The organism is Gilliamella sp. wkB108 (assembly GCF_001690195.1).
Classification (GTDB): Bacteria; Pseudomonadota; Gammaproteobacteria; order Enterobacterales; family Orbaceae; genus Gilliamella; species Gilliamella apicola_L.
On the sequence record NZ_LZGM01000024.1, the window covers coordinates 39,198 to 52,318 of the forward strand.

Annotated in this window: 12 protein-coding genes; 5 read left to right on the forward strand and 7 right to left on the reverse strand. The window is 34.9% G+C overall.

The window, feature by feature from the left end:
• Window positions 1-8: 8 nt before the first annotated feature.
• On the forward strand, window positions 9-908 hold the full coding sequence (locus tag A9G11_RS03420) for a heme biosynthesis HemY N-terminal domain-containing protein (RefSeq protein WP_065618135.1): 900 nt from the start codon (window positions 9-11) through the stop codon (window positions 906-908).
• A 48-nt stretch (window positions 909-956) separates the two neighbouring features.
• On the opposite strand, the gene A9G11_RS03425 is transcribed toward A9G11_RS03420, so the two are convergent.
• A complete protein-coding gene (locus tag A9G11_RS03425) occupies window positions 957-1,280 on the reverse strand; it encodes an AzlD domain-containing protein (RefSeq protein ID WP_065618136.1) in 324 nt (107 codons plus the stop codon).
• On the reverse strand, window positions 1,277-1,972 hold the full coding sequence (locus A9G11_RS03430; RefSeq protein WP_065618137.1) for an AzlC family ABC transporter permease: 696 nt from the start codon (window positions 1,970-1,972) through the stop codon (window positions 1,277-1,279). The genes A9G11_RS03425 and A9G11_RS03430 overlap by 4 nt, the downstream gene beginning before the upstream one ends.
• Window positions 1,973-2,228: 256 nt before the next feature.
• Here A9G11_RS03430 and gmk point away from each other — a divergent pair, with 256 nt between their 5' ends.
• Window positions 2,229-2,858 (forward strand): guanylate kinase, encoded by a 630-nt coding sequence (gmk, locus tag A9G11_RS03435; RefSeq protein WP_065618138.1) that lies wholly within the window; start codon window positions 2,229-2,231, stop codon window positions 2,856-2,858.
• A 156-nt stretch (window positions 2,859-3,014) separates the two neighbouring features.
• On the opposite strand, the gene gloA is transcribed toward gmk, so the two are convergent.
• Both gloA and A9G11_RS03445 read right to left on the reverse strand, forming a co-directional pair.
• Entirely contained in the window at window positions 3,015-3,419 is a 405-nt protein-coding gene (gene gloA, locus A9G11_RS03440; RefSeq protein WP_065618139.1) for a lactoylglutathione lyase, read from the reverse strand.
• A gap of 271 nt (window positions 3,420-3,690) precedes the next feature.
• On the reverse strand, window positions 3,691-4,191 hold the full coding sequence (locus A9G11_RS03445; RefSeq protein WP_065618140.1) for a glycine zipper 2TM domain-containing protein: 501 nt from the start codon (window positions 4,189-4,191) through the stop codon (window positions 3,691-3,693).
• Window positions 4,192-4,575: 384 nt separating this feature from the next.
• On the opposite strand from A9G11_RS03445, the gene A9G11_RS03450 reads away from it, so the two are divergent.
• Window positions 4,576-5,088 (forward strand): hypothetical protein, encoded by a 513-nt coding sequence (locus A9G11_RS03450; RefSeq protein WP_065618141.1) that lies wholly within the window; start codon window positions 4,576-4,578, stop codon window positions 5,086-5,088.
• A gap of 78 nt (window positions 5,089-5,166) precedes the next feature.
• Window positions 5,167-6,804 carry a phosphoglucomutase (alpha-D-glucose-1,6-bisphosphate-dependent) gene (pgm, locus tag A9G11_RS03455; protein WP_065618142.1) on the forward strand — a complete coding sequence of 546 codons (1,638 nt, stop codon included), beginning with the start codon at window positions 5,167-5,169 and terminating at the stop codon, window positions 6,802-6,804.
• Window positions 6,805-6,968: 164 nt separating this feature from the next.
• Here the strand turns inward: pgm and guaB are convergent, their stop codons facing one another.
• The 3 genes from guaB to ubiG form a co-directional block, all read right to left on the reverse strand.
• Window positions 6,969-8,435 carry an IMP dehydrogenase gene (guaB, locus tag A9G11_RS03460; protein ID WP_065618143.1) on the reverse strand — a complete coding sequence of 489 codons (1,467 nt, stop codon included), beginning with the start codon at window positions 8,433-8,435 and terminating at the stop codon, window positions 6,969-6,971.
• Window positions 8,436-8,663: 228 nt separating this feature from the next.
• Window positions 8,664-9,986, reverse strand: a complete 1,323-nt coding sequence (gene gntT / locus A9G11_RS03465) for a gluconate transporter (protein ID WP_065618144.1) — start codon at window positions 9,984-9,986, stop codon at window positions 8,664-8,666.
• 250 nt (window positions 9,987-10,236) lie between these two features.
• Window positions 10,237-10,947: a bifunctional 2-polyprenyl-6-hydroxyphenol methylase/3-demethylubiquinol 3-O-methyltransferase UbiG gene (gene ubiG / locus A9G11_RS03470; RefSeq protein WP_065618145.1), complete on the reverse strand. Its 711-nt coding sequence runs from the start codon at window positions 10,945-10,947 to the stop codon at window positions 10,237-10,239.
• A gap of 614 nt (window positions 10,948-11,561) precedes the next feature.
• On the opposite strand from ubiG, the gene A9G11_RS03475 reads away from it, so the two are divergent.
• Window positions 11,562-12,929, forward strand: coding sequence for a sodium-dependent transporter (locus tag A9G11_RS03475; protein WP_218056030.1), 1,368 nt, complete (start codon window positions 11,562-11,564; stop codon window positions 12,927-12,929).
• Window positions 12,930-13,121: the final 192 nt, after the last annotated feature.

The following is a 13,121-nucleotide window of genomic DNA, read 5'->3' on the forward strand; positions in this document are numbered from 1 at the left end:
GAATAATAATGTTTAAAATATTGATTATTTTCTTAGTGTTAGTCGGTGGATTTTTCCTCGGTCCATTACTACAAGGACATCAAGGTTCAGCCGTATTTGTAGTGGCCAATTATAAAATCACTATGTCCTTTAATTCATTTGTTATTTTATTATTATTAGCCCTACTTTGTCTTTATGTGATCTACTGGATATTTAAGAAGATCTTTAATTCCAAAACAGCTTTAGGGAATTGGTTACGTTTAAAATCACCTCGTAAAGCTGAAAAACGTATTGAGCAAGCACAAATTTTCCTATTAGAAGGGGATTATCAACAAGCAGCTAAACTCTTTATGAAAAGTGCTAAAGGTGCAAATAATAGCACCTTATCCTATCTGCTTGCCGCGCAAACACAAATTGAAAATGACCAATTAATTCCTGCCAGTCAATTACTTGAGCAAGCAGCTAAAAGCTGTCAGCCAAGAGAAAAGCTAGCATTTCAATTGATACAAATCCGTTTACAAATTAAAAATCGTGAATATGAAACTGCTCGCACAACAATTGAACAGCTATTGAATGAGAAACCTCGTAATCCCGAAATTATAAGATTAGCCGATCAAATCTACTATGAAATGGGTGATTACCAAGCCGTTATCGACTTAATGCCGGTAATGTATAAAGCAAAAACCTATAGTGAATCTCAGTTGGATCAATTTAAACAAGCTGCCTATATTAGTCGAATTAAGCAATTATCTTCTGATAGTGATCCACTAGCATTAATAAAATGGTGGAAATCGCAACCCAAAGCAATTCTTAATAATATTTCTTATCAAAAATCTATGGCTAATTACCTAAAACAGCTGGGGCAAACGGCAGAAGCTGATAAATTGTTAGTATCAATTAGCAAAATTGAATCAAAAGAAAATAGTTAGTAAATCAGGGCTTAGGCCCTGCTTTATTATCAGTTCGCTATATATCATTTAAATTAAAAAATAGCGAATTAGTGCCATAAATGCCATTCCTGACACAACTATCCACATTAAATTTTTGGTTAATACCGCAACAATGATTGTTGGAATAGTTGCTAAGCAGTATTCAATATTGATATCAGGAAATTGTCCTTGTTTAATAACGAATAAGTTCTGTACAAATAGTGCAGTTAAAATACAGATAGGAACATAGGATAAAAAGCGAATAACAATATCAGGTAATTGTAATTTACGAACTAAAATAAACGGGATCACTCTTGGTAACCAAGTAACAATGCCTGAGCCAAGAATAATGAGTAAACTGTAAGTTGTCATACTTTGCGCTCCATCGCCATTCCCATGAAACAACCCGCAAAAGTGCTTAATAAGATTGCCATTTCAGAGGATAAAAAACGCATCAACAAAATTAACATAACCGCTACAGTTAACATCGCAATTAAACGATTTTTTAGACTTTTACTCTTATCACCAATAAGTTGCAGGTAAAGTAACCCAATAAACATAGCAACTAAAGCATAATCTAAGCCAAACAACGCCGGATTGGGTAACCATTCACCAATTAATGCACCAATCAAACAAGATAAAACCCAGACTATATAAGCTGTTAAATTGAGTCCATGCATCCATGCTGCATTAACTGGCACTTTATTAGCAATCGCATTCATCACTACCGCAAAGCTTTCATCAGTTAATAAACTACCAATACCAATATTATTCAATAAAGAAAAGCGACGAAACGTGGGAGCAGTTGCCATACTCATAAGAAAATGACGAGAATTCACCAAAAAAACGGTAAAAATAATAGCTGAAATGGGCGTTGCGACAATCATCAATCCTGTAATAATAAACTGCGAAGCACCTGCATAAATAATTAAGGCCAACAAAGTGACTTCAATAACTGATAAATTAGCTGCTTTTCCAACTACACCGGCGGCAATACCTATTCCTATATAACCCAATAAAGTTGGAATACAAGCTCGTACCCCATCTTTAAATGTCAATTCCATATCTCGTCCTCACACATAAAAATTGTCCTATCATACCATGTAAAACAGCGTCATTAGATGATAAAAAATCTAATTTGTAAAGATGTTTCAGGTTAGCTATATGTTTGAGTATATTTTTATTCTTTTTGCTGATTAAATATCTTTATTACCCAAGACAGATTCAAAGACAATCTACGATGAAATTTTGCTATAATAAGTCACATTATCTGTTTTAATTATCAAGGCAACTTTTTAAATAAAGAGTAATAAACAATTTATGTATACAGGAACCCTATTTATTATTTCTGCGCCAAGTGGCGCGGGTAAATCAAGCCTAATCCGCGCTTATTTACAGCAACAAGATCACCAACCGGCTAAAGTGTCGATTTCTCATACTACTCGTGATCCAAGACCCGGTGAACAACATGGAGAACATTACTATTTTGTCGATCACAGTCAATTTGAATCATTAATTGAAGATAACGCTTTTGTTGAATATGCGCATGTGTTTGATCACTATTATGGTACCTCAAAAGCTGAAATAGAACAGAGCCTTTCACAAGGTTTTAATGTATTTTTAGACATTGATTGGCAAGGTGCACAACAAGTAAGAGCAAAAATGCCAATCTCAAAAAGCATCTTTATTTTACCCCCTTCACTTGCCGAACTGGAAAATCGGTTAATAAAACGTGGACAAGATAATCAACAAGTAATTCAAAAAAGAATGCAAAAGGCTAAAGCTGAAATCTCACATTACCAAGAATATGACTATATCATTATTAATGATGATTTTAATACGTCATTAACCGCCTTAAATGCTATTATTACCGCAGCAGGTTTAGAGCAACAAAAGCAAGCGACCCTTCATAAACAACTACTTGCACAACTTTTGCAGGATAATAATTGATTGGTATTAAAGCAATATATCTATTAAATGGTTAAAATTGATGTATACCTAAAATTAAACGTCGGTAAATAATACAATTCATCATGAAGGATTTGATAGGATAGAAAAATTATCGCCGATTCACTCGGCGATATTTATTAAAAGTAGCGGTTAAAATTAACCAAGCGCTTTATCAGCCTGATCGTTTTGAATAAGTTCTATTTTATAACCATCCGGATCTTCAACAAAAGCAATAATGGTTGTACCTCCTTTAACTGGACCAGCCTCCCGAGTTACTTTACCACCAGCCTGTTTAACTTGATGACACATTTTTGCCACATCATCAACACCAATGGCAATATGACCAAACGCTGTACCATGTTCATATTTATCTGTTCCCCAATTATAGGTCAGTTCTATAACTGAACCACTTGACTCATCTTCATAACCAACAAAAGCTAATGAATATTGATATTCGGGATTTTCACTGGTTCTTAACACATGCATGCCCATTACACGAGTATAAAAATCAATTGAACGCTTCAAATCACCTACACGGATCATAGTATGTAACATACGCATCGATTCACAGTTCCTTTTTCGATTAAAAAATTTAATTGAGTTTATACTTAAGTTTTACTAAAGGCAATTTTAGTTAGATCAATTAAGGATTTTTTACCATTAAAATACGATTATTTAAACTTAAATTAATGGTCAATGATATCTTTAAAGTTGCAGGAAATAGAAATGAAGTACGGGAAGGTTAATGAATAATACTTCCGTTCACACTGCTGTGAACGAAAGCTTTTAAACAAGCTAATAACCCAAAAATAAATAAATGAATATTATTAATTTATTTACTTGTAGCTTCGCCTGTATAACGAGGTGAGGCACTAATTTGTTTACCGTTAGTCACTAAACGAACATTTTGACCAACATAAAATTGTTTTACTGAACCTTTTTGAATTAAAATAATATTACCACCGTCTTCTTGTTTTATTTCCAATTCGACAGCATTTGCTTGGCTCGCTTTATCTTCTATTTCACCACCTAATATTGCACCACCGATTGCGCCTGTCGCGATAGCTATTATTTTACCTGTTCCATTGCCTATACTGTTACCAATCACACCACCGAGAGCTGCACCACCTAATGAACCTATCACATTTTGACTTTTACCATCTGAGGTATTAGCTTGAATTTTAACAGCTCTTACGGAAACAACAGTACCATAGCTAACTTGTTGTACTTGCTTTGCTTGATCAGCAGTATAAACATCACCTGAGTAAATATCACTATTGCTACATCCGGAAATAAAGGTTACTAACATAGCTAATGTAACAAATTTTTTCATATTTTTTTATTCCTCATATAAATTTGCGTATAAGCTACCTTATACTATGTTGTAGAATAATATTCTTTTACAATAACAACAATAACTTTTTCATTATTTTATCAATAGATAATATAATTTATTACTAAGTTGAGTTATACTCAGTTCAATAGTATATCTACCATACAATAAGTATATGAAACGGTTATTTTTTCTATTAGTATTATCAGTTATGATATCTGCCTGTATTGATGCAAATCAGAAAGCGAATACTACAGAAGTAACAACGACTGGATAACAAAAGATTGGCTGTTTAACTAATGAGACATCTAACAATTTGCATCAAATCGATAATAGTACGCAACGTTATCCAGTGAAATTAAATTAATAGGCTAAGATAATATAATGAAAACTATCGAAATCGACGAAGAATTATACCAATATATTGCAGGACAAACCAAACATATTGGAGAAGATGCATCCAGTATTCTTCGACGTTTGTTACGTATTGATCACCCAACTCCAGCTAAAGCCAACGAAAAATACCAACCTGAAAACCATTATTCTGTATTCACTGATTTATTAAACAGTGAAACTTTTACTAGCGAAAAATCAATTATTAGTCGCTTCATATTACTGTTAAGTACACTTTATAATTACAATCCAGCTCTTTTTTCTATTGCTGCTACTTCTTTACATGGCAGTAAAAGACAATATTTAGCTAAGGATAAACAATCTTTAGAAATATCAGGTAAAAATACCAAGCCTAGAGAAATTATTGGTACACCTTATTGGGTTATTAGCAATACCAATACGGCTCGAAAAGTTTATATTATTGAATCTATGATGAGTGATATGGGTATATCAGAAGGTATGATCAACCAAGTTATTCATATTTTTTCGCCAACGACAAATTAAACTAAAAACAGTCAGCTAAGAAACACTGATGGTTTTTAGTACATTATAAAAAGAATTTTATGAAAGAGGAGTAAAAAAATGGGAAACCATAGCCGAGCAGGATTATTAGCTGAACCTTCCGATCTTATTAATGTTGAAACCTTACGCAATAACTATTATCAGATCAAACCCGATACAGATAATGTTAGTCAATTAGTGATTTTTGGCACTTCAGGACATCGAGGAAGTTCGAACAAAGGGACTTTTAATGAATCACACATTTTAGCTGTTGCACAGGCAATCGCTGAATATCGTAAAGCCAATAATATCACTGGACCTTGTTTTATAGGCCAAGATACACATGCCCTATCTGAACTCGCCCTAAAAACCGTACTTGAAGTTTTTGTTGCCAATGAACAAACCATTGTTATGGCACGTGATTGGGGATATACCCCCACTCCAGTTATTTCACATGCAATTTTAACTTATAACGAAGGTAAACAAACTCAACTTTCAGATGGTATTGTTATCACTCCGTCTCATAATCCACCCGAAGACGGTGGCATCAAATATAATCCCACTAATGGTGGACCTGCTGACACCGATATAACAAAACTCATTGAAACAAGAGCTAACGAGTTACTTAAAAATCAACTTAATGGTGTTAAACGTGTCAGTTTAGAAAAAGCACTTAATTCAAATTATATCCATACTCGTGAATATGAAACCGATTATATTAACGATCTAGAAAATATTTTAGATCTGGCTTTAATTAGATCCTCTTCTCTAAAAATTGGTGTTGATCCTTTAGGTGGTGCAGGCATTACCTATTGGCCTCGTATTGCCGAAAAATATGGTATTAAACTTGATATTGTAAATAATAAAGTCGATCCAACATTTAGCTTTATGCATCTTGATCATGATGAAGTGATTAGAATGGATTGCTCTAGTCGTTGGGCTATGGCTGGTTTATTAAAATTAAAAGATAAATTCGATCTAGCATTTGGTAATGACACTGATTTTGACCGACACGGAATTGTTACACCCAAAGGTTTGATGAATCCAAATGCTTACTTATCTACTTGTGTTAATTATTTGTTCCAACATCGTCCGCAATGGCATAAAGATATCGCGATTGGTAAAACACTTGTTACCAGTTCGATGATCGACCGCGTAGCCAACAGCCTTAATAAGAAATTCTTAGAATTTCCTGTAGGATTCAAATGGTATGCAGAAGGTCTGTATAATGGCAATTTAGGTTTCGCTGGTGAAGAGAGTGCTGGTGCATCATTCTTAAGAACGAATGGTAAAGTTTGGACAACAGATAAAGACGGTATTATTTTATGTCTATTAGCTGCGGAGATGACCGCCAAAATTGGTAAAAATCCACAAGAGCAATACCAAGAGCTTGAAGCAAAATTTGGCGTTTCATATTATGGACGTTTACAAGCTGCAGCTTCTTTTACTGAAAAACAAAAACTCTCTAAACTAAATGCAAGTCAATTAACTACCGACAAACTTGCAGGAGAAAAAATTACTCAGTGTCTAACTACTGCGCCAGCAAATAATGCTCCAATTGGTGGATTAAAGGTCATTACTGAAAATGGTTGGTTTGCTGCTCGTCCGTCAGGTACAGAAGATGCCTATAAAATCTATGCGGAAAGCTTTATTAGTAATGAGCATTTAACTCAACTACAACAAGAGGCGCAAGAAATTGTAGCGAAAGCAATTAAATAAATTAAGATGTAATTGTTAACATGTTGAATTCAGGCTTAGATTTATACTGAAACGTATACTTAACCTGAAACATTTTTACAGTATTCTTAAAGAGAATAAACTAAGCTAGCAGATCAGAAGAACAATAGATCTGCTAGTTATTTTTTTTAATTAGGTCAATCGAATTAAGATCCAGCTCGATAATTAGGTGGTTCTTTGGTGATCAGAACATCATGTACATGGCTCTCTTTCATACCGGCACCAGTAATACGATAAAATTGAGATCTAGTACGTAACTCTTCAATAGTTGCACATCCAGTCAACCCCATACAAGATCGTAATCCACCCATTTGTTGATGAATAATTTCTTTTAAAGGGCCTTTATAAGCAATTCGACCCTCAATACCTTCAGGAACTAACTTATCTGCTGCATTATCAGTTTGGAAATAACGATCAGAAGATCCCTTCGCCATTGCTCCCAATGACCCCATTCCTCGGTAGGATTTATAAGCTCGACCTTGATATAATTCAATTTCACCCGGAGCTTCTTCAGTTCCTGCAAACATTGAACCGACCATGACACAAGATGCTCCAGCAGCAATAGCTTTTGCTATATCACCAGAATAACGAATACCACCATCAGCAATAACCGGAATATTATGTTTTTCAGCAACTTCTACCGCATCCATAATTGCACTAATTTGTGGAACACCTACGCCAGTTACAATTCGAGTTGTACAGATTGAACCTGGACCAATACCAATTTTAACTGCACTTACACCCGCATCAATAAGCGCTTTTGCCCCTTCGGCTGTTGCAACATTACCACCAATAATTTGTAAATCCGGATAAGCTTGACGAGCTTGACGAATACGCTGTAAAACGCCTTCCGAGTGACCGTGAGAAGAGTCGATTAATAGTACATCAATACCTGCCTCGACTAATGCTGCAATTCGTTCTTCATTACCGGGAGCTGCACCCACCGCTGCACCAACGCGTAAACGCCCTTTTTCATCTTTACAAGCATTAGGTTTTTGTTCAGCTTTGTTATAATCTTTAACTGTGATCATGCCTTTTAAATGAAATCTTGAATCGACGACAAGGACCTTCTCAACTCGATATTCATGCATCTTTTTAAGAACAATTTCTCGTTTTTCACCTTCTTTCACCGTTACCAAACGCTCTTTAGGTGTCATGACCGCTGTCACTGGTAAGGATAAATCTGTTGCAAATCGAACATCACGTGCAGTAATAATACCAACTAATTCTTGTGATTCTGTAACAACCGGAAAACCAGCAAAACCATACTCTTTCGCCAAATTAATAACTTGCTGAATGGTTGCATTAGGTAAAACAGATACAGGATCTTGAACAATACCACTTTCATGCTTTTTAACACGTTTTACATGATTTGCTTGACTTTCAATTGACATATTTTTATGAATAAAACCAATGCCACCTTCTTGTGCAAGTGCAATAGCTAAATCTGATTCGGTTACAGTATCCATTGCAGCAGATAACATGGGTATATTTAATTTAATTGTTTGTGTGAGTTGCGAGCTTATATCTGCGGTGTTGGGTAATACAGTGGAATGAGCTGGAACTAATAACACATCATCAAATGTGAGGGCTTCTTTTACTATACGAGACATGACAATATTCACCATAAAGTTAGATGTTGATAAAATATTGCCGATGTATTCTACCTACTTAAATCTTAAAAAACTAGAGAAATTTAAACTTTTTCAAAGTTAACTCACTTTTTGCTCATAAAATAGGGAAAAATTAGCGAAAACTTAATAGTGATGACATGATAACAACTTAAGGTCACACCTCATCGATTAAAATTCAATGAGGTGCCGAGAGATAAAACGTGATAACTAAATAAACATGTTAATCACCAAACAACCAATCAATCCACATAATGAAATGACTGTTTCTAACAATGACCATGATTTCATCGTTTCAATAATACTTAAATTAAAATACTCTTTAAATAACCAAAAACCCGGATCGTTAACATGAGAAAAGATGACACTACCCGATCCGGTAGCAATAACCATTAGTTCAGGGCTAACACCTGTTGAAGCAATTAAAGGAAATACAATGCCCCCAGCGGTTAATGCTGCAACCGTTGCCGATCCTAATGCCAAACGTAGTAAAGCAGCAATTAACCATGCCATGACTAACGGGGAAACATTTGAAGCATGCATCATCTCTTCAATATAGACTTTTACACCGCTATCAACCAAGACTTGTTTAAAGGCGCCACCACCGCCAATAATCAATAACATCATCGCAATAATTTTAATCGAATCGCCTAGAGTACTATTGATTTCTGTCATAGAACGACCACGAAAAATCCCGAAGGTAAATACCGCAATCAACACTGAAATTAACGTGGCTATGACAGGATCACCAAAAAACTCAACATAAGGTAATACAAAATGACTTTTTGCTAATGTCATTTCACAAACCGCACGAATAGACATTAAAATTACTGGGATTAACGCAGTAAAAACACTTACAGCAAAGCTTGGCATTTGCTCTTCACTGAATTGTTTAGAATTGTATAACCCATCTTCAATCGGACGATTAATCGCACGAATAAAGGGTAATTTTGCCAACATCGGACCCGCTAAAATAACAGTTGGAATACCAATAATAGTCCCATAAAGTAATGTTCTGCCCATATCTGCTTTGAAGATCTCTGCAATCGCAGTAGGACCTGGATGAGGGGGTAAAAAACCATGCGTCACAGACAATGCAGCAGCCATAGGAATACCAATATACAGAGGTGATATACGTAATGTTGCCGCGATGGTTAACACTAAAGGCAATAATAGAACAAAACCCACTTCATAAAAAAGAGCAAAACCCACAATAAATCCTGTCAGAGTCACTGCCCATTGAATTTTTTTATCGCCGAATGTCGCAATAAGTGTTGTTGCAATACGTTGCGCGCCTCCACAATCTGCCAGTAATTTTCCAAGCATTGCCCCAAAGCCCATAATTAAGGCTAAGCTACCTAACGTACCACCTACGCCATTTTTGATTGATGTAACGACATTCATGATAGGCATACCTTCCATAACACCGACACTGAGTGCCACCAAAATCAAAGCAATAAAACCATTGACTCTTAGTGGTAACATCAAAATAAGTAATAACGCCACACCGATAGCAATTATAATTAACGGCATAAATAATTCCTCTAAATAAACAATAAATAGTTTCCGGTAACAAGATAATAAATAGGATTGATGCTAATGCATCAATACGATAAGTAATAATAACGATTTAAATAGTATTAACACAGTAAGGTATTTTCACATTTGATTTGCGTTTAAATTCAGATTTACAAAACCGATGTTATCGGTAACGCAGGCGATTATAGAGGAAAATAATAAAAATATGTGAAAGTTTATCTAAAGTGTGAATTAGATCACATTTTTACAATTCAACGCTTTTTTGTGCCAGTAAAATATAATTGACATCAATATTTGCACCTAATTTGAACTGATTATTCAATAAATGATACTCCATACCTATTACATCTTTCACATCCAGTCCGGAATGTTCTACCCACGTCATTAATTCCGATGGACGAATAAATCGATTAAAATCATGAGTGCCTTTAGGTATAAGTTTAGCGATGTACTCAGCGCCAAAAATTAATAATAACCTCGCTTTATGATTTCGATTTATCGTAGATAAAAATAATTTGCCATTAGGTTTAAGTAATTTTGCGCATGCATTGATAATTGAAGTAGGATCGGGTACATGCTCTAAAAGTTCCATGCATGTTATCACATCAAAGTATGCCGGAGTTTGTTGAGCAAGATCTTCAACCGTTTGTTTTTTATAGTCGATCGTCAAACCATTTTGACTAGCATGTAATTTAGCTATCTCTAATGATTCTTGTGCTAAATCGATAGCTGTTACATTAGCCCCTAATTTAGCTAAACTTTCGGATAAGATGCCACCACCGCATCCTACATCTAATACTTCTTTATCTTCTAATGAGCTACATTGTTGTTGAATATAGTCAACCCGTAAAGGATTGATAATATGCAAAGGCTTACACTTGCCATTAGGATCCCACCACTGTGAAGCAAGCTGTGAAAATTTGTTTATTTCATTAAAATCAATATTTTGTGTCATAATTTCTCTTCAATTATTGTGGCGATTCAAGTAGTATTATTGCAATCTATTCTATGCCATGCCTGTTATTAACAAAAGCATCAATTGCTGTTTTAATCATTCTTTTTATAAAAAAGAGTCATTGGTATCAAAAGTGGGTAAAACAGCTGCATAAAAGTTATTAATACTCATCATTATGATTTTTATACCGTCATATCCTCTGCGATAAATGCTCTGCTCGTTTATGTACCTAAAACATATTTCCCATAATCCTGAGATAATATTACTTAGTTGTAGTTGAGATCTCTGTTTAATTATCCAACTTAATAGTGTTGATATAACTTATAAATTAATATGTCTGGGTAATCAAAGACAGATCGTTAATATTTCATCCTAAACACTATTGGCGATTTTTACTTTGCTATATTCATCATGAGTTAACTTCAATTTAACTAAAAATTGATCTCTTATTAAACATCATTCTAATTGAGCTAAATTTATAAACAGATATAACTATTGATTCTAATGATTTCTTGTCTCCATGCTTATTTTATGACATGATTACGGATCACTTTTTTTAAAAGAGTTGTATTTACACAAGAATTAAACAATTAAGATTCAAGGGAAAAATATTCATGAGTACAAGTACTATGAAAAAAAATCATTCTCAGTGGAGCTCGCGCATAGGATTTATGCTTGCTGCGGCTGGTTCTGCTGTAGGTTTGGGTAACATCTGGAAGTTCCCCTATATGGCAGGCGAAATGGGAGGATCAGCATTTGTTCTCACTTATTTAATTTTTATGTTCGTCATTGGCTTACCTATTTTAGTCATGGAATGGTTAATTGGTCGTCGTGGCCAAAAAAATCCAATTCATACCATGGAAGATGTAGCTGTGTCAGAAGGTCGTTCACGATCTTGGTGTTGGGTTGGTATTATTGGTGTACTCGGTTCATTTTTAATACTCTCTTTCTATAGTGTAATTGGTGGTTGGGCTACTGATTATATCTTCTTAGCAGGAAAAGGGGTTTTCCTTAATGCGAATGGCGAGGTTACAGGAAAAATATTCACCGACTTCTTAGGCAATGTAAATCATCTATTGACATGGCATACAGTATTTATGGGCGCAACTGCATTTATTGTGGCAATGGGAGTGGGTGCTGGTTTAGAACGAGCCTGTAAAGTTATGATGCCTGGTTTAGGGATCTTATTACTCGTTTTAGTTGGCTATGCTGCTTATGTCAGTGGACCGTACTTTGGTGAAGCGTTCCGATTTTTATTTACACCTAACTGGTCAGCAATCAATGGTACGGCCGTTCTTGCCGCTTTAGGTCATGCTTTCTTTAGCTTATCATTAGGTATGGGGATCATGATGGCCTATGGTTCTTATCTTGGTAAAGATGTGAACTTATTATCGACCGCACGTACAGTGGTCATTTTAGATGTATTAGTGGCTATGTTATCTGGTTTGGCGATCTTCCCTCTCGTATTTGCCAACGGTTTACAACCAGGTTCTGGACCGGGATTGATTTTTGTAACCTTACCAATTGCTTTTGGTAACATGGCTGGAGGCACCATTTTAGGCGTACTATTTTTTATTTTCTTAACCTTTGCCGCACTAACTTCTTCTATTTCCTTACTCGAACCAACGGTCGAGTTATTGGAAGAAAAAACACCTATGGGACGCAAAACGGCAACAATAGTCAGTAGTGTAATTATTTGGGCTATAGGTATCGCCTGTTTACTAGCGTTTAATGAATGGTCGGATATAAAATTATTTGATAAAAATATCTTTGATTTGTTGGATTATCTGACCAGTAAAATCATGTTACCTGTTACCGGTCTTGGAACCATCATCTTTGGTGGTTGGATGATGAGACAAACTCTCATTCGTCAAGAGCTTAATTTAAGCAAATCTTGGTTTGCAATCTGGACTTTCTTAACTCGTTTTGTTATTCCAATTGCTGTTATATTAATTCTTATTTACGGTTTTATGCCTGAATAATAAACATACTGAATAATATTCATTTAGTTATCAATCAGCCTTGATGTAAATCAAGGCTTTTTTTTGTTCAATTGATTATTAGATATTGCTCTTCTCAATAATGAAAATCGCTTATCTTATAAATGGTTAAGTTAATGATCATCAATTGATAACCAATAAAATTCATCATTTCTCTTGAAATTCTTTTTTTTA